Below are 21,368 nucleotides of genomic sequence, written 5' to 3'. Positions count from 1 at the left end.
CAACAACTTGTGTTTTGTGTTTCGCAATGAGAAACGATTTTTCCCATCTCGCAATTGTAAGGTTGTGCCGCGCAGCATGATTTTTTACGACGCAAAAAAATTTTCCGCATCGTGAAATTTGGCGCGGGACGAAAAAAAACCGGCGCGGGTGCGCCGGTTTGCCGGATGGGCCGGCGGCCACGGGGGCCGCCGGGGCGTGCTTACGACGCCGAATTGCTGCGACGCGGGCCGCCGCTGCGCTGGCCGTCGCGACGCGGGCCGCCGTCACGGCTGCCGCCCGGCTTGCCGCTCCAGCCGCCGCCATTGCCGCCGCCGTAGCTGCGGCCGTTGCCGCCATGACCGCCGCCCGGCTTGCCGCCGAAACGACGACCGCCGTTACCGCCGCCCGGACGGCCGCGGCCGCCGGTGCCGCGATCGTTGCGCGGGGGTGCCTTGCGGGGCTCGAAGCCTTCGATCACGTTGACCGGCAGCGGCGAGCGCACGAAGCGCTCGATGCGCTTGAGCGCGCCTTGCTCGGCGTGGTGCACGAGGCTCACCGCGGTGCCCGAACGGCCGGCACGGCCCGTACGGCCGATACGGTGCACGTAGTCTTCCGCGAACTTCGGCAGGTCGTAGTTGAACACGTGCGTGATGCCCGGGATGTCGATGCCGCGGGCTGCGACGTCGGTCGCGACCAGCACGCGCACACGGCGCTCGCGCAGCGCACGGATCGTGCGGTTGCGCGCGCCCTGCGGCAGGTCACCGTGCAGCGCGGCCGATTCGAAGCCGGCGTCGGCGAGACGGCCGGCGAGCTGGTCGGCATCGATCTTGGTCGCCGTGAAGATGATCGCCTGGTCGAGCGCGTCGTCGCGCAGCAGGTGATCGAGCAGGCGGTCCTTGTGGTCGCGGTCGTCGACGTAGTGCACAGTCTGCGCGATGTTCGCGCGCGACTCGAGGCGCTGCTGGATCTCGATGCGTTCCGGATCCTTCAGCAGGCGGCTCGTCAGCGAACCGATCTTGCCGTCGAGCGTGGCCGAGAACAGCATCGTCTGGCGCGACTCGGGCGTCGCGGCGACGATCGTCTCGATGTCTTCGATGAAGCCCATGTCGAGCATGCGGTCGGCTTCGTCGAGCACGAGCATCTTCAGTTCGGACAGGTCGATGCGGCCGCGCTCGAGGTGATCGAGCAGACGGCCCGGCGTGGCGACCAGGATCTCGGGGTTCTTCGCGAGCAGCATCAGCTGCTGGCCGTAGGCGACGCCGCCGAGGATGCTGACCGTGCGCAGGCGCTTCAGGTGCTTGCCGTAGGTCGACGCGGCCGTGGTGACCTGCATCGCGAGTTCACGGGTCGGCGTCAGCACGAGCAGGCCCGGGCGGGCGACGGGCTGCGGGCGGCGCGCACGGCGGTCGCCCTGGTTCGGTTCGCGCGGCGCGCGCGGTTGCTGCGCCTGCGCCTTCTGGAGCTGCGCGAAACGTTCGATCGCGGGCAGCATGAATGCGGCCGTCTTGCCCGAACCGGTCGGGCTCGACACCAGCAGGTCCCGACCGGCGATGCCGGCCGGAATCGCGCGCTGCTGGACCGGCGTCGGCTTGGCGTAGCCGGCGGCCTGCAGCGCGGAGACGATCTCCGGCGACAACCCGAGCGACGCGAAAGTCGGCTCGTCCGACGCCGGTTCGACCGCGGCCGGTGCGGCGGCGTTCTCGAGACCGAGCGCCTGGTCGGCGATCGCGTTGAGCGGGCTGGAGTTGATGCTCGAAGTCATAACAATCCTTGAAACACAGTGGGTGAAACGTCGGCGCCAATCGCGCATACCCAAGTCGTCGGATTCAGCGAGCAAATCGGGAAACGGGTGCAATCCGCCGAACCGTCGGCGGATGAGGCATTAGAAGCTGTTTTGGGTGCGGCGCGCTTCTGGAGCGGGGGCCGCCAGCCTAGTTGACGACCGCGAGGGTCGAAGCAGGAGGGGACAGGTTCTAAACCGGATTGGAGCTTAACGCTACGAGGCGTCGGGCCGGAACGGCTTGCGAGCCGAGCGCGGGAGGTGACGCAGCCAGCATTATAGAGATATTTGCTGCGCTGCGCCACTGATTTGATTGCCTATTGATTGCCGGTCTCGGCAGGCGGGACAGATCAGGACGCCGTGCCGTTCTTCAGCGATTCGACGAGTTCGATGTATTGCTGCTTCGCCGCATCCTGGGTCGTGCCTTTCAGCGCTTCCCACGCGTCGTACTTGTACTTGCCGACGATGTCGGTGAAGCCCGGCTTGTCGCCGTGCGCGTCGCCGTCGGTTGCCTGCTTGAAGAGCGCATACAGGCGCAGCAGCGTCAGGTTGCCCGGTCGCTCGGTCAGTTGCTTGACGTCGACCTGGGCCTGGTCGAATTGGGCGGTGAGTTCGCTCATCGTGTGTCTCCGTAAGGGTTTCAGGTCGGGCGATCTTAACAAGCGCCGCGCCGCGCGGGGTCGAGCGATCCTTCCAAACCGCCGGCCGCGCGGCGCGCGCATCGCGATCGGGTCCGATCGCCCGTGGGAGCGGGGCGCCGCATTACAATGTCGGCCATGACGCAAACAGTGCTCCTCGCCATCGATACGTCGACCGAATACTGCTCGGTCGCGCTGCTGCGCTCGGCTTTCGCCGATGACGCCGTTTCCACCCCGCAAACCTGGGTCCGCCACGAGCTGACGGGCGCCGTGTCGAGCACGCGCGTGCTGCCGGCCATCCAGGAGCTCTTCGCCGAATCGGGCCTCACGTTCGCCGATTGCGACGCGATCGCGTTCGGCGCGGGCCCAGGCTCGTTCACCGGGCTGCGCACCGCGACCGGCATTACGCAGGGGCTCGCGTTCGGGCGCGGGCTGCCGGTCGTGCCGGTCAGCACGCTGCTCGCGTGCGCCGAGCACGCGCGGCTGCGCGCACCCGGCACGACGCGCGTGCTGGCCGCGCTCGACGCGCGGATGGACGAAGCGTACTGGGCCGACTTCGCATGGGACGAGCAGGCGGGCGACTGGCGCACGCTGCATCCGGCGTCGCTCGATGCACCGGGCGCCGTCGGCGTGCCCGACGCGCCGTTTACGCTCGCGGGCAACGCGGCCGCCGCGTTCGGCGCGCAACTGCCGGCGGCGGCGGCCGCGGCAGTGATCGACGGCGATGCGCTGCCGCATGCGCTGGCGGTCGCGCATGCCGGGCTGCGGGCGTTCCGCGCCGGCCGGACGGTGCCGGCCGACCAGGCCGCACCCGAATACGTGCGCGACAAGGTCGCGCAGACCACCGCCGAACGCATGGCCGCGCGTGCCGCGCAGACGGACGGAGCAAAAGGATGACGGGCGTCCTGTTGAGCGACCGCTATTTGTCGCCGATGACCGACACCGATCTCGACGAGGTCGTCGCGATCGAGCAGGTCGCGTACGAATTCCCGTGGAGCCGCGGCAATTTCCAGGATTCGTTGCGCAACGGCTATTTCGGCGTGTGCCTGCGGCACGTGACGGGCGCGCTCGTCGGCTATTGCGTGCTGATGCCGGTGATCGACGAAATGCACCTGCTGAACCTGTGCGTCGCGCCGGCCGCCCAGCAGTCGGGCGCGGGCCTCGCGCTGCTGCGCGAAGCCGTGCGCATCTCGCGCGCGGAGGGGCTCGACGGCGTGCTGCTCGAGGTGCGGCCGTCCAATCCGCGGGCGATCCATCTGTACGAGCGCTTCGGCTTCGTGACGATCGGCCGGCGCAAGAACTACTATCCGGCGCGGCATCGCAGCCGGGAGGACGCGATCGTGATGCGTCTGACGCTGAACAAGGACGAAGGGGACGCGCATGGCGTGGGCTGAAGCAGCGCTCGAGGAAATGGGGCTCGCGCAGATCTGGGTGCGGCGCGGGTCGCGCGCGGAAGGCGCCGAAGCGGGTGGCGCGGGGGCCGGGCCGGTCGACGTGCCGGGCGCGGCGGACGATGCGTCCACCGTTGCGGCTGCAACCGTCGCGCCCGCGTCGCGGCCGACGTCGGAGCGGCCGCGTGATACGCAGGCGCCTGCACGCGTGTTCCCGCGCGGCGATATGCCGCTGGCGGATACGCCGCCCGCTGGGGGCGCCGCGCGCTCCGCGCCACCGGCTGCGGAAACGGGTAGCGGCGCGCGTGCCGCGATCGACGACGATCGCGCGTCCGCCGGGCCGGCGTCGTCCCCGGCCGCCGCCGCCGCGGACGACCTGCCGCCGCTCACCGAAGACGATTTCGCGTGGTTCGACGCGGCGCCGCCCGGCGATCCGCTGCCGCCGGCCGAAGCGCGTCCTGCTGCAACGCCGGTCGCGATGCTCGACTGGGATGCGCTCGCCGCACGCGTCGCCGGCTGCACGAGCTGCCGCCTGTGCGAGAAGCGCACCAATACCGTGTTCGGTGTCGGCGATCGGGAAGCGGACTGGATGCTGATCGGCGAAGCGCCGGGCGAGAACGAGGACAGGCAGGGCGAGCCGTTCGTCGGCCAGGCCGGCAAGCTGCTCGACAACATGCTGCAGTCGCTCGCGCTCAAGCGCGGCGACAACGTCTACATCGCGAACGTGATCAAGTGCCGCCCGCCCGGCAACCGCAATCCGGAACCGGACGAGGTCGCGCGCTGCGAGCCGTACCTGCAGCGCCAGGTCGCGCTCGTGAAGCCGAAGCTGATCGTCGCGCTCGGCCGCTTCGCCGCGCAGACGCTGCTGAAGACGGACGCGAGCATCGCATCGCTGCGCGGCCGCGTGCACACGTACGAAGGCGTGCCGGTGATCGTCACCTACCACCCGGCGTACCTGCTGCGCAGCCTGCAGGACAAGTCGAAGGCGTGGGCCGACCTGTGCCTGGCGCGCGATACGTTCCAGCGGGCGGAGGGCGCCGCCGCGCACGGGCCGGCCGGACAATGACGCGCGGCGCGGCGGTCGCGTTCGTCGATACGCTGCACGATGCCGCGGTCCGCGATCTGGGCTGGCTCCTCGCGAGCCCGAGCCTGCTCACTGCCGCGCCCGGCGCGCCGCTCGCGCATCCGTGGTCGGATGCGGTCGAGCGGGTGGCCGTCGAAGCGTGGCTCGTCGCGCTCGATGCCGCGCCCGAGCCGCTGCACCGCGCGCTCGACGGGCTGCGGCCCGTGCGACTCGGCCGCTATGCCGAATGCCTGCTGGAGTATTTCCTCACACACGGGCCGTCGCTGCGGCTCGTCGCCGCCAACCTGCCGCTGCGCAGCAACGGCAAGACGCTCGGCGAGGTCGATTTCCTCGTCGATGCGCCGGGCGGGCTGCGCCTGCACTGGGAACTCGCGGTCAAGTGCTATCTATGCGCGCCGGTCGACGGCGACGCGTCGCTCGCGGATTTCGTCGGGCCGAATCTCGTCGACCGCCTCGACCGCAAGCGCAGCCGGCTGCTCGAGCATCAACTGCGGCTGAGCGATCGCCACGGGTTCGCGCTGCTGGGCTACGGCGCGCCGTCCGATGCGCAGATGTTCATCAAGGGCTGGCTGTTCTATCCGCACGGCGTGCCGCTGCCGCCGGTGGCCGCGGAAATCGCGGCCGATCATCCGCGCGGGTTCTGGCTCACGCACGCGCAGTGGCCGGCGTGGGCCACCGCGCAGCCCGACGGTGCGGCATGGAACGTGCTGCCGCGGCTCGCATGGCTCGCGCCGCGGCGGGTGGCGGCCGACGCCGCGCCCGAACCGCTGGCGCGTTCGCTCGAGTTGCCGTCCGCTTTGACGGCGCGCCAGGCGCCCGCGCTGATCGGCGTCCATCGACAGGACGGCAACGGCGTATGGCGGGAGACGGCGCGCGGCTTCATCGTGCCGGACGACTGGCCCGCGCGTGCGCAGGCGTTCGCCGCCCAGGACCACTGACGCCGCGTCAGCCGGCGCTTACCACCAGCGATGGAAGTGATGGACGGGGCCGACGCCGTGGCCGACGTCGAGCTGGCCGCTCGCGGCGATCGCGCCGGTCAGGTAGGCCTTCGCTTCGCGCACCGCGCTGTCGAGATCGGGCCGCTGCGGCAGCAGCGCGGCGATCGCCGACGACAGCGTGCAGCCCGTGCCGTGCGTGTTGCTGACCGGCACGCGCGTGCCGTCAAACCGGACCGCATGCGCCGCATCGACGAGCCAGTCGGGGCTCGCGGCCGCGTCGGGCAGGTGGCCGCCCTTCATCAGCACGGCGCGCGCGCCGGTCTTCAGCAGCGCCTGGCCTTGCCGGACCATGTCGTCTTCGGTCATCGCGGGCGTGTCGCCGAGCAGGGCGGCCGCTTCGGGCAGGTTCGGCGTGACGACGGTCGCGAGCGGCAGCAGCGCGTCGCGCAACGCGTCGACCGCATCGGGTGCGAGCAGCGCGTGCGAACTCTTCGAGATCATCACCGTATCGAGCACGACGAAGCGCGGCGCATGGCGCCGCAGCGCGTCGGCGACCGCGTGCACGATCGCCGTGTTCGCGAGCATGCCGATCTTGACCGCGTCGATGCGGATGTCGTCGAACACCGCGTCGAGCTGCGCGGTCACGAACGCGGCGTCCGGCGCGTGCACGCCGGTCACGCCGCGCGTGTTCTGCGCGGTCAGCGCGGTGATCACGCTCGCGCCGTACGCGCCGAGCGCGGAGAAGGTCTTGAGGTCGGCCTGGATGCCCGCGCCGCCGCCCGAGTCGGAGCCGGCGATCGTCAGGACGTTGGGTATCGGGTGCGTCATGATGGCAAGGCGCCGGTTCGAAGACCGGCGCCGACGGACGGAAACAGGAAGTGTAGCGTCAGTGCCGCGATTCGCCGATCAGCGCGACCGAGTCGAACTGACGCTGGTTCGCCTGGTGGCGGCGCATCACGAGCCACATCGTCAGGCACACGAACGTGCCGAACAGCACGATCACGACGCCGACCGGCACGTCGAGCCAGACCAGCACCGCATACAGGCACAGCATCACGAGCACCGACAGGTTCTCGTTGAAGTTCTGCACCGCGATCGAATGGCCGGCCGACAGCAGCACGTGGCCGCGATGCTGCAGCAGCGCGTTCATCGGAACCACGAAGTAGCCGGACAGCGCGCCGACGCAGATCAGGAAGATGTACGCGACGATCAGGTACACGGGCAGGCGCAGGTGGCCGAAATGCACGGCCCAGTGCGCCGGGAACAGGTCGCGCGTGTAGAACGCCATCAGCATGACCGCGATGCCCATGATGATGCCGACCGGCAGCACGCTGAGCGACTTCTTCAGCGGGATCCGCGCGGCGGCGGCGATCGCACCGCCCGCGACGCCGACCGCGACCACCGCCTGCAGGATCGCGCCTTCGGACAGCGACATGTTGAGCGACACTTCGGCCCACTTCAGCACGATGAACTGCAGCGTCGCGCCCGCGCCCCAGAACAGCGTCGTGACCGCGAGCGAGATCTGGCCGAGCTTGTCGCGCCAGAGCACCATGAAGCAGTCGGCGAAGTCGGTGAGGAGCTTGACCGGGCCGCGCTCCTGCTTCGGGTAGCGCGCGCCGGTATCGGGGATCCGCAGATTGAAGATGGCGGCGATCACGTAGATCGCCATGATGATCACCATCGCCGCTTCGGCGGGCGTGGCGATCCAGGCTGGCGTGTGCGCGATCACGTGCGACGCGATGTGCGGGCTGATCAGCGCGCCGCCGAGCACGGTGCCGAGGATGATCGAGCTGACGGTCGTGCCTTCGATCCAGCCGTTCGCGGCGACGAGCCGGTCGGCCGGCAGCAGCTCGGTCAGAATGCCGTACTTCGCGGGCGAGTAGGCCGCGGCGCCGAACCCGACGATGCCGTATGCGATCAGCGGATGGGCACCGAGCAGCATGATCAGGCAGCCGACCACCTTGATCGAATTGGTGATGAACATCACGCGCCCCTTCGGACGCGAATCGGCGAACGCACCGACATAGGCCGCCAGCACCACATACGACAACACGAAGAACAGCTTGAGCAGCGGTGTCATCCAGTTGGGGGCGTGGAGGTCTTTCAGCAGGGCGATGGCGGCGATGAGAAGCGCATTGTCGGCCAGCGACGAGAAAAACTGCGCGGCCATGATGGTGTAAAAACCTTTTTTCATCTGATGCGATGCTTTCGTCGCTGCGGCAGGGCCGCGTAGGCCGCCTGGTATGCGATCGGCTTATTCCGTTCGAAATGGGTTGTGCGCACGGCTTTATAACACGAAAATACGGCAATTCGGACTAGCAAGATTCCCCGATCGTTCCGCAAATTGTCGGCTTCGGTGCTCAAAAGGCGCGGTAAGCTGATGATTCGCAAGCGTCTTTACGTAAATTTCCCATGCCGCGCCCGATCTCCGCCACCATCCACACCGCCGCCCTCGCGAACAATCTCTCCGTCGTCCGCCGCTTTGCCGGCCCGTCCAAGGTCTGGGCGGTCGTCAAGGCCAACGCGTACGGCCACGGTCTCGCGCGCGTGTTTCCCGGCCTGCGCGGCACCGACGGCTTCGGCCTGCTCGACCTCGACGAGGCCGTGAAGCTGCGCGAGCTCGGCTGGGCCGGCCCCATCCTGCTGCTCGAAGGGTTCTTCCGGTCGACCGACATCGACGTGATCGACCGCTACAGCCTCACGACCACCGTCCACAACGACGAGCAGATGCGGATGCTGGAGACGGCGCGGCTGTCGAAGCCCGTCAACGTGCAGCTCAAGATGAACAGCGGGATGAACCGGCTCGGCTACGTGCCGGAGAAGTACCGCGCCGCGTGGGAGCGCGCCCGTGCGTGCCCCGGCATCGGCCAGATCACGTTGATGACCCATTTTTCGGACGCCGACAACGAGCGCGGCGTCGCCGAGCAGCTCGCGACGTTCGAGCGCGGCGCGGCAAGCATCGCGGGCGCGCGCAGCCTCGCGAATTCGGCGGCCGTGCTGTGGCATCCGGATACGCACTTCGACTGGGTGCGGCCGGGGATCGTGCTGTACGGCGCATCGCCGTCGGGGCTGTCGTCCGACATCGCCGACACGGGCCTGAAGCCCGCGATGACGCTCGCCTCCGAGCTGATCGCCGTGCAGACGATCGCGAAGGGGCAGGCGATCGGCTATGGCTCGACGTTCTCCGCGCAAGCGCAGATGCGCATCGGCGTCGTCGCGTGCGGCTATGCGGACGGCTATCCGCGCGTCGCACCCGAAGGCACGCCCGTGATCGTCGACGGCATCCGCACGCGGATCGTCGGCCGCGTGTCGATGGACATGATTACCGTCGACCTGACGCCGTGCCCGCAGGCCGGCGTCGGCGCGCGGGTCGAGCTGTGGGGCAACGCGCTGCCGATCGACGACGTCGCGCGCCATTGCGGGACCATCGGCTATGAACTGATGTGCGCGGTCGCCGCCCGCGTGCCGGTGCGCGCGGAATAAGGGCAGCACGCGTGGCCAAACAGAAAACCGTCTACGTCTGCAGCGAGTGCGGCGGACAAACCCCGAAGTGGCAGGGGCAATGCCCGTCGTGCCAGGCCTGGAACACGCTCGTCGAATCGGTCGCCGAGTCGCCGGCCGCCCATCGCTTCCAGTCGCTCGCGAAACGCGCGCCCGTGCAGCGCCTCGTCGACATCGAAGCGGCCGACGTGCCGCGGTTCTCCACCGGCATCGGCGAATTCGATCGCGTGCTGGGCGGCGGGCTGGTCCCGGGCGGCGTCGTGCTGATCGGCGGCGATCCCGGCATCGGCAAGTCGACGCTGTTGCTGCAGTCGCTCGCGGACATCGCGAGCGAGCGGCGCGCACTCTATATCAGCGGCGAGGAATCGGCCGCGCAGATCGCGTTGCGCGCGCAACGGCTCGCACTGCTCGACGGCGGCGCGCCGGCGGCCGAGCTGAAGCTGCTCGCCGAGATCCAGCTCGAGAAGATCCAGGCCGCGATCGACGCGGAACGGCCGGACGTCGCCGTCATCGACTCGATCCAGACCGTCTATTCCGAAGCGCTGACATCGGCGCCCGGCTCGGTCGCGCAGGTGCGCGAGTGCGCGGCGCAGCTCACGCGCATCGCGAAGCAGTCCGGCACCGCGATCATCATGGTCGGGCACGTGACGAAGGAGGGCAACCTCGCGGGCCCGCGCGTGCTCGAGCACATCGTCGACACGGTGCTGTACTTCGAGGGCGACACCCATTCGTCGTTCCGGCTCGTGCGCGCGTTCAAGAACCGCTTCGGCGCGGTCAACGAGCTCGGCGTGTTCGCGATGACCGAGCGCGGGCTGCGCGGCGTCGCGAACCCGTCCGCGCTGTTCCTGTCGCAGCACGAGCAGGTCGTGCCGGGTTCCTGCGTGCTCGTCACGCAGGAGGGCACGCGCCCGCTGCTCGTCGAGATCCAGGCGCTCGTCGATACGGCCCACGTGCCGAACCCGCGCCGGCTCGCGGTCGGCCTCGAGCAGAACCGGCTCGCGATGCTGCTCGCGGTGCTGCACCGGCACGCGGGCATCGCGTGTTTCGACCAGGACGTGTTCCTGAACGCGGTGGGCGGTGTGAAGATCACCGAGCCGGCCGCCGACCTCGCGGTGCTGCTCGCGATCCATTCGTCGATGCGCAACAAGGCGCTGCCGAAGGGCCTGATCGTGTTCGGCGAAGTGGGGCTGGCGGGCGAGATCCGGCCGTCGCCGCGCGGCCAGGAACGGCTGCGCGAGGCGGCGAAGCTCGGTTTCACCGCGGCGCTGATCCCGAAGGCGAATGCGCCGAAACAGCCGATCGAAGGACTGAACGTGATGGCCGTCGAGCGGATCGAGCAGGCGATCGACCGTGTGCGCGATCTCGAATAGCCGTGGCTGGCCAGCGCCGCCGTGCGTTGGCCACGGTGATCTGTCGCGTAATTGAATGTAATGAATATGTAGGCTGATGTAACCCGCCGGACATCGCTTTTCCCTATCCTTTGCCGGATCGTCGAACCGCACAATGCGAAGGGAACCTATGTTTAAACAGTATGGGGAAGCGCCGAGCGGACGCAGTTACAACCTGCGCGGCTGCCGTGTGTCGGAGCCGATCGTTCAGCCGTGGGGCGGCGGATGCCGGATCGTCGAATGGATCGACGACGAAGGGCGCCTGGCGCGCCGGGTCGTGTCCGAGGACGTGACGGAAGCGGAGGTCGCCGCGGCGATCCGCCGGCCGACCGAAGGGCGGCGTCACCTGATGGGCGATGACGAGCAGATGCCGCGCGATACGTTGCCGCGGCGTTGAGCGGTTGGCGCGGCCGGCGGCCGGCGGACGGCCGACGCGATCACGTCGAACGCAACAATGACAAAGAGGCCGGGCCCGGGTGCCCGGCCTTGTCGTTTCCGCGCCCGGTGCGGCCGGGCGGGTTCGCCGGTCGTGGATCGTGCCTAGGCGTGCGGCCGCCGCTGAAAACGACCGGCTGACGGCGCGCCGGGCGCGTTCAGCCGATCTGCTCGAGTTCTTCCTGCACGGCGAGCCAGTCCGCCTCGACCGTTTCGAGCCGGGCATTGACCTCGCCCAGCTTGCGGATCGCTTCGGTCAGTTCCGTCTTGCGCGCGGCTTCGTAGCTCGCCGGATCGGCGACGAACGCGTCGAGGCGCGCCTTTTCCGCGTGCAGCGTTTCCATTTCCCTTTCGAGCTTCGTGATGCGGTTCTGCAGCGGTTTCTTCAGTTGCGACAACCGCTGGCGCTCCTCGGCCGCCTGACGCTTCTGGTCCTTGCGGTTGACGCCCGGATCCGTGCCCGCTGCCGCCGCGCTGTCGGCCTTCGCGGCCGCGCGTTGCTCGGCCGCATGCTGCAGCAGCCAGTCGCGGTAATCGTCGAGGTCGCCGTCGAACGGCTGCAGCCGGTGCTTCGCGACGAGCATGAACTGGTCGGTGGTCGCGCGCAGCAGGTGGCGGTCGTGCGAGACGAGGATCAGCGTGCCTTCGAACTGCGCGAGCGCCATCGTCAGCGCGTGACGCGTCTCGAGGTCGAGGTGGTTGGTCGGCTCGTCGAGCAGCAGCAGGTTCGGTTTCTGCCAGATGATCAGCGCAAGCGCGAGCCGCGCCTTCTCGCCGCCCGAGAACGGGCCGACCGGGCTCGTCGCCATGTCGCCGGAGAAATTGAAGCCGCCGAGGAAGTCGCGCAGTTCCTGCTCGCGCGTATCGGGGGCGAGCCGTGCGAGATGCGCGAGCGGCGAATCGTCCTCGCGCAGGGTTTCGAGCTGGTGCTGCGCGAAATAGCCGATCGTCAGCCCCTTGCCGTCGCGCACGTGGCCCGACAGCGGCGCGAGCGTGCCGGCCAGCGTCTTGATCAGCGTCGACTTGCCCTGGCCGTTCGCGCCGAGCAGGCCGATGCGCTGGCCGTTCTGGATCGACAGCGCCACGCGTTCGACGATCGGGATGTCCGTGCCGTCCTCGGCGTGGTAGCCGCAGCGGACGTCTTCCATCACCATCATCGGGTTCGGCGCGGCGTCGGGCGTGCGGAACTCGAACGTGAACGGCGACGCGATGTGCGCGGGCGCGATCAGCTCCATCTTCTCGAGCGCCTTCATCCGGCTTTGCGCCTGCTTGGCCTTGGTTGCCTTGGCCTTGAAGCGGTCGACGAAGCTTTGCAGGTGCTCGATCGTCTTCTGCTGCTTTTCGTACGCGCTTTGCTGCAGCGCCAGCTGCTGCGCACGCAGCACTTCGAACTGCGAGTAATTGCCGCCGTAGCGCTTCACCTGGCGATTTTCCAGATGCAGCGTGACGTTGCAGATCGAGTCGAGGAATTCGCGGTCGTGCGAGATCACGACGAGCGTGCCGGCGTAGCGGTGCAGCCAGTCTTCGAGCCAGACGATCGCGTCGAGGTCGAGGTGGTTGGTCGGTTCGTCGAGCAGCAGCAGGTCGGAGCGGCACATCAGCGCCTGCGCGAGGTTCAGCCGCATGCGCCAGCCGCCGGAGAAGCTGGCGACCGATTCGCGCGTCTGCGCGAGCGTGAAGCCGAGGCCGAGCAGCAGCGCTTCGGCGCGCGCGGGGGCCGTATAGCCGTCGGCGTCGGCGAACGCCGCGTGCGCGTCGGCTTCGGCCGCGCCGTCGTGCGCGGCCGAGGCGGCGGCGATACGCGCCTCGATCTCGCGCAGCGCGGTGTCGCCGTCGAGCGTGTAGTCGAGCGCGGAGCGGTCGACGGCGGGCGTTTCCTGCGACACGTGGGCGATCCGCCACGACGGCGGCATCGCGAAATCGCCGCCGTCGGAATGCAGCTCGCCGCGCAGGACCGAGAAGAGCGTCGATTTGCCGGCGCCGTTCGCGCCGATCAGGCCGGCTTTCTCGCCGGGATTGAGCACGAACGAGGCCGACTCGAACAGCGGCTTGGTGCCGCGCGCAAGGCTGAACTGATTGAAACGGATCACGGCGGGAATGACTGACCAAAACCGCTATTCTAGACTGCGCGCGCGTCGCCCCGGATATCGGCCGTTCGGCAGGTGCCGCAACGACGCGATTTCGCCTAGACTCCACGTCGATACGGTTTCGTAAAAGGAGTGCCCGATGTCCACCCTGTATTCGTTCAGCGCAGAGACGCTCGCGGGCGCACCCGCGTCGCTCGACGCGTATCGCGGCAAGGTGCTGCTGATCGTCAATACCGCGAGCGAGTGCGGTTTCACGCCGCAGTACGCGGGCCTGCAGAAGCTGTATGAGCAGTACGCGGCCCGCGGTTTCTTCGTGCTCGGCTTCCCGTGCAACCAGTTCGGCAAGCAGGAGCCGGGCGACGCCACGCAGATCGGCGCGTTCTGCGAGCGCAACTACGGCGTCACGTTCCCGATGTTCGCGAAGATCGACGTGAAGGGCGACCACGCGCATCCGCTGTACCGCTACCTGACCGACGAGGCGCCCGGCATCCTCGGCCTCAAGGCGATCAAGTGGAATTTCACGAAATTCCTGATCGACCGCGACGGGCGGATCGTCAAGCGCTACGCGCCGTCGACGAAGCCCGAGGAAATCGCCGCGGATATCGACAAGCTGCTTTGACGGTTCGATGCGGCGAGCGGGCGGTTCGGATCGAGCCGGCCTGGGTCGCGCCGTGCGAAAGCATGCGCCGCCGGGCGGCGGCGCGGGGCCGGCGCTCGCGCAACCGCTACAGGATCGGCGCGAACAGGCGCGCGACGTGCATTGCAATACGCCGCCACGCGGGCGAGTGCCGATACTCGTTCGCATCGACTTCGTAGGCCAGCGCGAAATCGGCGTCGAGCATCGCTTCGACTTCGGCGGCGAACGCGCGGTCGACGGTCAGCACCATGATTTCGAAGTTCAGCCGGAACGAGCGGTTGTCGAGATTCGCGCTGCCGATGGCGGCCGCGACGCGGTCGATCAGCAGCACTTTCTGATGCAGGAAGCCGGGCCGGTACCGAAACACCTTGACGCCAGCGTCGACGAGATCGCGCGCATAGAGCTTCGACGCCTCGAACACCACGTAGTGATCGCGCCGGCTCGGAATCAGGATGCGCACGTCGACGCCGCGCATCACCGCGAGCTTCAGCGCGGCGATCACCGCTTCGTCGGGCACGAGATACGGCGTCGTGATCCAGATCCGCTCGCGCGCGGCGTTGATCGCCTCGACGAAGAACAGCGAGCCGGTTTCCTGCTTGTCGGCCGGCCCCATCGGCACGGCGAGGCAATGCATCGCGTCGTCGGGCAGCGCCTCCGGCGGCGCGGCGAGCGGCGGCAGCGTCTGCGTGGCCCAGTGCCAGTCTTCGGCGAACACGTACTGGATGCTGGCCACCACCGGGCCGCGAATCTCGATATGGGTGTCGCGCCACGGCGACAGGCGCCGGTTCGCACCGAGATATTCGACGCCGACGTTGAGACCGCCGACGAACGCGCGATTGCCGTCGACGACGACGATCTTGCGATGGTTGCGGAAGTTGAGCTGGAAGCGGTTGACGAACTTGCGGTGGGTCGCGAACGGATGGACCTCGACGCCGCCGCGGCGCAGCGTGTCGACGTAACCGCGCGGCAGGTCGAAGCTGCCGATGCTGTCGTACAGCAGGTAGCAGCGCACGCCGGCCGCCGTGCGGGCGAGCAGCGCGTCGCGCAGCATCTGGCCGAGCGCGTCGTCGCGCACGATGAAGAACTGGACGATCACGTAGTCGCGCGCGGCGTCGATCGCCGACAGGATCGCCGAGAAGGTTGCGTCGCCGTTCACGAGCGTGCGCACCGCATTGCCGCCGACGAACGGCATTCCGCCCAGCCGCGTGAGCGCGAGCACGGCGGCCCGGCCGATCGCGTCGGCGGCCTGCCCGTCGGTTGCGTCCGCAGCGGGCCATGGCGCGCGCGGTGCGTGCGTGCGCAGCGCTTCCATCTCGTGGCGCCGCGCGTCGACATAGCCGGAGAACTTGCTGCGGCCGAGGAACAGGTACGGGATGAGCGTCAGGTACGGCATCGCGGCGAGCGACACGGCCCATGCGATCGCGCCTTGCGACGTGCGGGTATTCATGAGCGCATGACACGCCGCGATGATCCCGAGCACATGGATGGCCAGGACCAGGGTGCCGAGATGTAGCCAGTCGAGGGTCATGGGCGCGTGACGGACTCCTGAAGTCGTGCGGCGCGACGGCCGCTTACGCGCATCTTACCCAACCGTGCGGGACAGCGGTGTGCCGTACCGCACGGTTCGGTCGCGGCGCGCCGTCAGGCCTTGCGCGGCAGGTCCGACGCCTGGATCAGGAACACGGCGTCGTCGCCCGCGCTGGTGGGCAGCCACGTGAGCTCGAGGCCGCCGAACGCGGCTTCGACGTGCTCGCGCTCGTTGCCGATCTCGACGACGAGCACGCCGTCGTCGTGCAGCCAGTTGTGCGCTTGCCCGATGATGCGCCGCACGATGTCCATCCCGTCGTCGCCGCCCGCGAGCGCCATTTCCGGCTCGTGCCGGTACTCGGGCGGGAGGGCCGCCATCGACGTCGCGTTCACGTACGGCGGGTTCGTCAGGATCACGTCGTAGCGCGTGTCGGGTTCGGCGCGGAACGCGGGCAGCGGCGTGTAGAGGTCGCCGCGATGCAGGGTGATGCGATCGTCGAGGCCGTAGTCGCGCACGTTGATCTCGGCGACTTCGAGTGCCTTCTCGGACAGGTCGACCGCGTCGATCTCGGCATTCGGGAACGCGCTGGCCGCGAGGATCGCGAGGCAGCCGGAGCCGGTGCACAGCTCGAGCACAGCGCCGACCTGCTCGGGATCGGCGACATACGGCTGCAGCCCGTCGTCGAGCAGTTCGCCGATGAACGAGCGCGGCACGATCACGCGCTCGTCGACGTAGAAGCGGTGGCCGTGCATCCACGCTTCATGCGTGAGATACGCGGCCGGCACGCGGTCGGTCGCGCGCCGTTCGATCACCGCGAGCACGGCCGCGATTTCGTCGGGCAGCAGGCGGGCATCGAGGAACGGCTCAAGCGTGTCGAGCGGCAGGTCGAGCGTGTGGAGCACGAGGTAGGCGGCTTCGTCGTACGCGTTGTCCGAGCCGTGGCCGAACGCGAGCTTCGCCTTCGAGAAGCGCGTGACCGCATAGCGCAGCAGGTCGCGAACAGTTGCAAAAGGTGTCGTCATGCGAGGCTCCGTCAGGCGATCAGTTGTTCGAGCACGCGGCGGTACACGTTCTTCAGCGGGTCGACGAAGCGCACGTCGATGTGCTCGTCGATCTTGTGGATGCTGCCGTTCGGCGGACCGAACTCGATCACCTGCGGGCAGATGCGCGCGATGAAGCGCCCGTCGGACGTGCCGCCCGTCGTCGACAGCTCGGTCGTGAGGCCGGTCTCGGCGCGGATCGCGTTCTCCAGCGCGTTCGACAGGTCGCCGCGCGGCGTGAGGAACGGCAGGCCGCTCACCGACCACTTCAGCGTGTATTCGAGGCCGTGCTTGTCGAGGATCGCATGCACGCGCGCCTGCAGGCCCTCGACGGTGCTCGCCGTCGAAAAGCGGAAGTTGAACATCAGGTCCGCGTTGCCGGGGATCACGTTGGTCGCACCGGTGCCGGCATGCAGGTTCGACACCTGCCAGGTGGTCGGCGGGAAGTATTCGTTGCCTTCGTCCCACTGTTCGGCGGCGAGCTCGGCGAGCGCCGGCGCGAGCAGGTGGATCGGGTTCTTCGCGAGGTGCGGGTACGCGATGTGGCCCTGCACGCCCTTGACGATCAGCTCGCCCGACATCGAGCCGCGGCGGCCGTTCTTCACGACGTCGCCGAGTTCGGCGGTCGACGTCGGCTCGCCGACGATGCAGTAGTCGAGACGTTCGCCGCGCGCTTCGAGCAGCTCGACGACTTTCACGGTGCCGTCGGTGGCCGGGCCTTCCTCGTCGCTCGTGATCAGGAACGCGATCGCGCCGCGGTGGCCGGGGTGGGCCGCGACGAATTCCTCGGAGGCGACGACGAACGCCGCGAGCGACGTCTTCATGTCGGCCGCGCCGCGGCCGTACAGCTTGCCGTCGCGATGCGCGGGAATGAACGGCGGCGAGGTCCACTGCTCGAGCGGGCCGGTCGGCACGACGTCGGTGTGGCCCGCGAACGCGAGCAGCTTGCCGTCGCGGCCGTCGGCGCCGCGCTTGACGGCCCACAGGTTGGTCACGCCGTGCGACGCGATGGTTTCGCATTCGAAGCCGAGCGCGGCGAGGCGCTCGGTCATGATCTGCTGGCAATGCTGGTCGTCGGGCGTGACGGACGCGCGGGCGATCAGCTGTTCGGTAAGGGCTAGGGTGGCGGACATGGTTCGGACCACTTTCGATAAAAAATGCCGGCGCGGTGGCCGGCAGCGATGAGGCGTCGTGTGCAGCGCGGGCGCCGCGCGGGCCGCCTAGGCGGCAAACAGCGCCGCGTACTGATCGGCCACGAAGCCGAGCGATTTCACGCGGCCGTTGACGACGAGCACGGGGCGCTTGATGACCGACGGCTTGTGGATCATCAGCGCAACCGCGCCGGACTTCGTTTCCGCGGCCGCCTTCATGGCGTCGTCCAGGCCGCGCCACGTCGTGCCGCGCTTGTTCACGAGCGCGTCGAGCGATACGTCCTTCAGCCAGTCTTCGACCAGCGGTGCGCTGACGCCGAGCTTCTTGAAGTCGTGGAACTCGAACTCGACGCCGTGATCGTCGAGCCACACGCGGGCCTTCTTCACGGTGTCGCAGTTCGGAATGCCGTAGACGACCACGGTGCGCGGCTTGGCCATCAGTCGCCTCGCAGCAGCTCGTTCAGGCCGACCTTCGCGCGGGTCTTCGCGTCGACCTTCTTCACGATCACCGCGCAGTACAGGCTGTGCGAGCCGTCCTTCGACGGCAGGTTGCCGGCGACGACGACCGAGCCGGCCGGGATGCGGCCGTAGCTGACTTCGCCCGTTTCGCGATCGTAGATCTTGGTGCTCTGGCCGAGGTACACGCCCATCGAGATCACCGAGTTCTCCTCGACGATCACGCCTTCGACGACTTCCGAGCGCGCGCCGATGAAGCAGTTGTCTTCGATGATGACCGGGTTGGCCTGCAGCGGCTCGAGCACGCCGCCGATGCCGACGCCGCCCGACAGGTGCACGTTCTTGCCGATCTGCGCGCACGAGCCGACCGTCGCCCACGTGTCGACCATCGTGCCTTCGTCGACGTACGCGCCGATGTTGGTGTACGACGGCATCAGCACGACGTTCTTCGCGATGAACGAGCCGCGGCGCGCGATGGCCGGCGGCACGACGCGGAAGCCGCCCGCGGCGAAGTCTTCGGCCGTGTAGTTCGCGAACTTCGACGGCACCTTGTCGTAGAACTGCGAGTAGCCGCCCGCCGGCATCGGTGCGTTGTCCTCCAGGCGGAACGACAGCAGCACGGCCTTCTTCAGCCACTGATGGACGGTCCAGTTGCCGTCGATCTTCTCGGCGACGCGCAGTGCACCCTTGTCGAGCTGCTCGATCGCGTGAGCGACGGCTTCGCGGACGTCGGCGGGCGCGGCCTTCGGCGACAGCTCGGCGCGGTTTTCCCAGGCGGTATCGATGATTTGCTGAAGTTGTTGCGACATGTTCGTTTTCGCAGGAGATGAATGGAATTGATCGGGATGGACGTCTTACCGCGCGAGAGCCCGGCAGAAATCGACGATGCGTTGCGCGCCCTCGACGCATTCGGGGGTGCCCGCGACGAGCGCGATCCGGATGAAATCGCGGCCCGGATTCGTGCCGTGCGCATCGCGCGCGAGGTACGAGCCGGGCAGAACCGTCACATTATAGTCGGCGTACAGGCGGCGGGCGAACTCGGTGTCCGACAGGCCGGTGCGCGCGACGTTGGCCCACAGGTAGAACGCGGCGTCAGGCAGCTTCACGTCGATCACGTCGGCCAGCATCGGCGTGACCGTGCTGAACTTCTGCAGGTACAGCGCGCGGTTCTCGCGCACGTGCGCCTCGTCGTTCCACGCGGCGATGCTCGCGTGCTGCCAGACCGGCGACAGCGCGGCGCCGTGGTACGTGCGGTACAGCAGGAATTTTTTCAGCAGCGCGGCATCGCCGGCGACGAAGCCCGAGCGCATGCCCGGCACGTTCGAGCGCTTCGACAGGCTCGACAGCATCACGAGCCGCTCGAAGCCGCGGCCGAGGCGGTGCGCGGCCTCGAGGCCGCCGAGCGGCGGCGCCGCTTCGTCGAAATAGATCTCCGAATAGCACTCGTCGGACGCGATCACGAAACCGTGGCGGTCGGACAGCGCGAACAGCTCGCGCCAGTCGTCGAGCGTCAGCACGGCGCCCGTCGGGTTGCCCGGCGAGCACACGTACAGCAGCTGGGTGCGCGCCCACACTTCATCGGGCACGGCCGCGTAGTCGCACGCGAAGTTGCGGACCGGGTCGCTGTTCGCGAAATAGGGTTCGGCACCGGCCAGCAGCGCCGCGCCTTCGTAAATTTGATAGAACGGATTCGGACAGAGTACGATCGCCTTCTTGCCGTCCGCGCGCGGGCGCGCGTCGATCACCGTCTGCGCGAGCGAGAACAGCGCCTCGCGGGAGCCCGACACCGGCAGCACCTGCGTCGCCGGGTCGATTGCCGGCAGCCCGTAGCGGCGCTCGAGCCAGTGTGCGATCGACGTGCGCAGCGCGTCCGAGCCGGCCGTGGCCGGGTACGACGCGAGACCGTCGAGCGCGGCGACCACGGCGTCGCGGATCAGCGCCGGCGTCGGGTGCTTGGGCTCGCCGATGCCGAAGCTGATCGGTTTCAGGTCGCCGGAAGGCGTCACGTCCTTGAACAGGGCGCGCAGCTTTTCGAAGGGATAGGGCTGGAGCGAGTCGAGTCGAGGGTTCACGGGCGAAGCGGCCATCGCGGCCGGTTGGAGCGAAAGGGCGAAAGGGGCGGCGCGGGTGCCGCACGGCTGCGGGCGGGCGCCGACGGCGCGCGGCTCGCAGCGGACGATTATAACGTGACGCAATGCGGTCGCGGCCCGCCGGAACGGCGGCCGGGCCGCTCGAATAAAGGGTAGCGAATCAAATGAATAACGCGGTACGCGGCAGCCTGCCGACGCTGGCCATCCTGATCGGCGCGTCGGTATGGGGCCTGATCTGGTATCCGCTGCGGATTCTCGCGTCGCTCGGGCTCACCGGCACGCTGGCGAGCGCGCTGACGAGCACGGTCGCGTTCCTGTTCGTGGTCGTCGTGCGGCACCGCACGATCGCCACGCTGCGCTGGCACTGGGTGCTGCCGGGCATCGCGATCACGGCGGGCGTGACCAATCTCGGTTTCGTGTGGGGCACGATCCACGGCGAAGTGCTGCGCGTGATGCTGCTGTTCTACCTGACCCCGGCATGGACCGCGATCTACGCGCATTTCCTGCTGCGCGAGCGGCTGACCTGGGCCGGCGCGGCGCTCGCGGCGCTGTCGATCGGCGGCGCGATGCTGATGCTGTGGTCGCCGCAGCTCGGCGTGCCGCTGCCGGCCAACCCGGCCGAATGGGCGGGGCTCGCGGCCGGCCTGAGTTTCGCGATGAGCAACGTGCTCGTGATCAAGGCGAGCCGCGAGCTGCCGGAGATGCGCGCCGAGATGCGTACGGCGACGCTGTTCGGCGGCGCGGCGGTGTTCGGCGCGGTCGCGTCGCTGTTCGAGGGGCTGCCGGCCGCGCCGGCGGGAAGCCAGCTCGGCGTCGCGGCAGCGATCATCGCCGCGATCGGCGTGACGATGGCCGCCAACAACCTGCTCGTGCAATACGGGCTCGCGCGCGTGCCGGCGAACCGCGCGTCGATCATCATGCTGTTCGAGATCGTGATCACCGCGCTGTCGGCGTGGGTGTTCGCGAGCGAACTGCCGAGCGCGCGAGAGTGGGCGGGCGGCGCCTGTATCGTGCTGGCGACGCTGCTGTCGAGCCGGGTCCATCGTGCCGCGCCGGCATCGGGCAAACCCGGCGACGGGCGGGACGGCGCACGCGCGATGGTATGATGGAAGCCGTTTGCGGGGCCCAACGCTTGAGATGCGCGCGGCCCCGCTTTTGAATTCCGGGGCGCATCGCGCGCAGGGCCGTCCGGCCCCGCGCGTCGCGGCCCCGTCCGTTTCACCTCTTCTTCACATCCGATACCG

20 protein-coding genes are annotated in these 21,368 nt (G+C 68.7%); 9 read left to right on the top strand and 11 right to left on the bottom strand.

What is annotated here, in order from left to right:
- Nucleotides 1-200: 200 nt before the first annotated feature.
- Nucleotides 201-1,742 carry a DEAD/DEAH box helicase gene (locus U4Z31_RS01305; RefSeq protein WP_044847955.1) on the bottom strand — a complete coding sequence of 514 codons (1,542 nt, stop codon included), beginning with the start codon at nt 1,740-1,742 and terminating at the stop codon, nt 201-203.
- A 368-nt stretch (nt 1,743-2,110) separates the two neighbouring features.
- A complete protein-coding gene (locus U4Z31_RS01300; RefSeq protein WP_044847954.1) occupies nt 2,111-2,380 on the bottom strand; it encodes an acyl-CoA-binding protein in 270 nt (89 codons plus the stop codon).
- 147 nt (nt 2,381-2,527) lie between these two features.
- Here U4Z31_RS01300 and tsaB point away from each other — a divergent pair, with 147 nt between their 5' ends.
- The 4 genes from tsaB to U4Z31_RS01280 are packed head-to-tail and all read left to right on the top strand — an operon-like array spanning nt 2,528 to nt 5,811.
- Complete coding sequence (tsaB, locus tag U4Z31_RS01295; protein WP_044847953.1) at nt 2,528-3,295, top strand: tRNA (adenosine(37)-N6)-threonylcarbamoyltransferase complex dimerization subunit type 1 TsaB; 768 nt, start codon at nt 2,528-2,530, stop codon at nt 3,293-3,295.
- Nucleotides 3,292-3,792, top strand: coding sequence for a ribosomal protein S18-alanine N-acetyltransferase (gene rimI, locus U4Z31_RS01290; protein ID WP_044847952.1), 501 nt, complete (start codon nt 3,292-3,294; stop codon nt 3,790-3,792). Before tsaB ends, rimI begins: the two co-directional genes overlap by 4 nt.
- Nucleotides 3,779-4,855 carry a uracil-DNA glycosylase family protein gene (locus tag U4Z31_RS01285; RefSeq protein ID WP_321809237.1) on the top strand — a complete coding sequence of 359 codons (1,077 nt, stop codon included), beginning with the start codon at nt 3,779-3,781 and terminating at the stop codon, nt 4,853-4,855. The genes rimI and U4Z31_RS01285 overlap by 14 nt, the downstream gene beginning before the upstream one ends.
- Complete coding sequence (locus U4Z31_RS01280) at nt 4,852-5,811, top strand: DUF1853 family protein (protein WP_321809236.1); 960 nt, start codon at nt 4,852-4,854, stop codon at nt 5,809-5,811. Before U4Z31_RS01285 ends, U4Z31_RS01280 begins: the two co-directional genes overlap by 4 nt.
- Nucleotides 5,812-5,829: 18 nt before the next feature.
- On the opposite strand, the gene thiD is transcribed toward U4Z31_RS01280, so the two are convergent.
- Nucleotides 5,830-6,639, bottom strand: coding sequence for a bifunctional hydroxymethylpyrimidine kinase/phosphomethylpyrimidine kinase (gene thiD, locus U4Z31_RS01275; RefSeq protein WP_124666404.1), 810 nt, complete (start codon nt 6,637-6,639; stop codon nt 5,830-5,832).
- A 58-nt stretch (nt 6,640-6,697) separates the two neighbouring features.
- Nucleotides 6,698-8,005, bottom strand: coding sequence for a lysophospholipid transporter LplT (gene lplT, locus U4Z31_RS01270; RefSeq protein WP_044847948.1), 1,308 nt, complete (start codon nt 8,003-8,005; stop codon nt 6,698-6,700).
- 218 nt (nt 8,006-8,223) lie between these two features.
- Between lplT and alr the strand changes: the two genes are divergently transcribed.
- The 3 genes from alr to U4Z31_RS01255 all read left to right on the top strand — a co-directional run bounded on the left by alr (nt 8,224) and on the right by U4Z31_RS01255 (nt 11,097).
- Nucleotides 8,224-9,294 (top strand): alanine racemase, encoded by a 1,071-nt coding sequence (gene alr / locus U4Z31_RS01265; protein WP_044847947.1) that lies wholly within the window; start codon nt 8,224-8,226, stop codon nt 9,292-9,294.
- Nucleotides 9,295-9,305: 11 nt separating this feature from the next.
- The gene (gene radA, locus U4Z31_RS01260; protein WP_044847946.1) at nt 9,306-10,682 is read left to right on the top strand and encodes a DNA repair protein RadA; all 1,377 of its coding nucleotides are present in this window, start codon (nt 9,306-9,308) and stop codon (nt 10,680-10,682) included.
- Nucleotides 10,683-10,830: 148 nt separating this feature from the next.
- Nucleotides 10,831-11,097 (top strand): DUF2866 domain-containing protein, encoded by a 267-nt coding sequence (locus U4Z31_RS01255; RefSeq protein ID WP_044847945.1) that lies wholly within the window; start codon nt 10,831-10,833, stop codon nt 11,095-11,097.
- Nucleotides 11,098-11,293: 196 nt separating this feature from the next.
- Here the strand turns inward: U4Z31_RS01255 and U4Z31_RS01250 are convergent, their stop codons facing one another.
- A complete protein-coding gene (locus U4Z31_RS01250) occupies nt 11,294-13,225 on the bottom strand; it encodes an ATP-binding cassette domain-containing protein (RefSeq protein WP_321809235.1) in 1,932 nt (643 codons plus the stop codon).
- Nucleotides 13,226-13,361: 136 nt separating this feature from the next.
- Here U4Z31_RS01250 and U4Z31_RS01245 point away from each other — a divergent pair, with 136 nt between their 5' ends.
- Nucleotides 13,362-13,841 (top strand): glutathione peroxidase, encoded by a 480-nt coding sequence (locus U4Z31_RS01245; protein ID WP_321801211.1) that lies wholly within the window; start codon nt 13,362-13,364, stop codon nt 13,839-13,841.
- A gap of 106 nt (nt 13,842-13,947) precedes the next feature.
- Here the strand turns inward: U4Z31_RS01245 and cls are convergent, their stop codons facing one another.
- The 6 genes from cls to dapC all read right to left on the bottom strand — a co-directional run bounded on the left by cls (nt 13,948) and on the right by dapC (nt 20,121).
- The gene (gene cls / locus U4Z31_RS01240; RefSeq protein WP_321809234.1) at nt 13,948-15,387 is read right to left on the bottom strand and encodes a cardiolipin synthase; all 1,440 of its coding nucleotides are present in this window, start codon (nt 15,385-15,387) and stop codon (nt 13,948-13,950) included.
- Between the two features lie 113 nt (nt 15,388-15,500).
- Nucleotides 15,501-16,409, bottom strand: a complete 909-nt coding sequence (gene prmB, locus U4Z31_RS01235) for a 50S ribosomal protein L3 N(5)-glutamine methyltransferase (protein ID WP_124519992.1) — start codon at nt 16,407-16,409, stop codon at nt 15,501-15,503.
- Between the two features lie 11 nt (nt 16,410-16,420).
- Nucleotides 16,421-17,560: a succinyl-diaminopimelate desuccinylase gene (dapE, locus tag U4Z31_RS01230; RefSeq protein ID WP_321809233.1), complete on the bottom strand. Its 1,140-nt coding sequence runs from the start codon at nt 17,558-17,560 to the stop codon at nt 16,421-16,423.
- A gap of 87 nt (nt 17,561-17,647) precedes the next feature.
- The gene (locus U4Z31_RS01225; RefSeq protein WP_044847939.1) at nt 17,648-18,016 is read right to left on the bottom strand and encodes an ArsC family reductase; all 369 of its coding nucleotides are present in this window, start codon (nt 18,014-18,016) and stop codon (nt 17,648-17,650) included.
- Nucleotides 18,016-18,843, bottom strand: a complete 828-nt coding sequence (gene dapD, locus U4Z31_RS01220; RefSeq protein WP_006478479.1) for a 2,3,4,5-tetrahydropyridine-2,6-dicarboxylate N-succinyltransferase — start codon at nt 18,841-18,843, stop codon at nt 18,016-18,018. Before dapD ends, U4Z31_RS01225 begins: the two co-directional genes overlap by 1 nt.
- A 45-nt stretch (nt 18,844-18,888) precedes the next feature.
- Nucleotides 18,889-20,121: a succinyldiaminopimelate transaminase gene (gene dapC / locus U4Z31_RS01215; RefSeq protein ID WP_044847938.1), complete on the bottom strand. Its 1,233-nt coding sequence runs from the start codon at nt 20,119-20,121 to the stop codon at nt 18,889-18,891.
- A 167-nt stretch (nt 20,122-20,288) separates the two neighbouring features.
- Here dapC and U4Z31_RS01210 point away from each other — a divergent pair, with 167 nt between their 5' ends.
- Nucleotides 20,289-21,230: a DMT family transporter gene (locus U4Z31_RS01210; protein WP_321809232.1), complete on the top strand. Its 942-nt coding sequence runs from the start codon at nt 20,289-20,291 to the stop codon at nt 21,228-21,230.
- Nucleotides 21,231-21,368 lie beyond the last annotated feature (138 nt).

It is taken from the genome of Burkholderia sp. BCC1985 (genome assembly GCF_905339915.1).
GTDB lineage: Bacteria > Pseudomonadota > Gammaproteobacteria > Burkholderiales > Burkholderiaceae > Burkholderia.
This window is presented reverse-complemented; position numbering and strand designations above follow the sequence as displayed.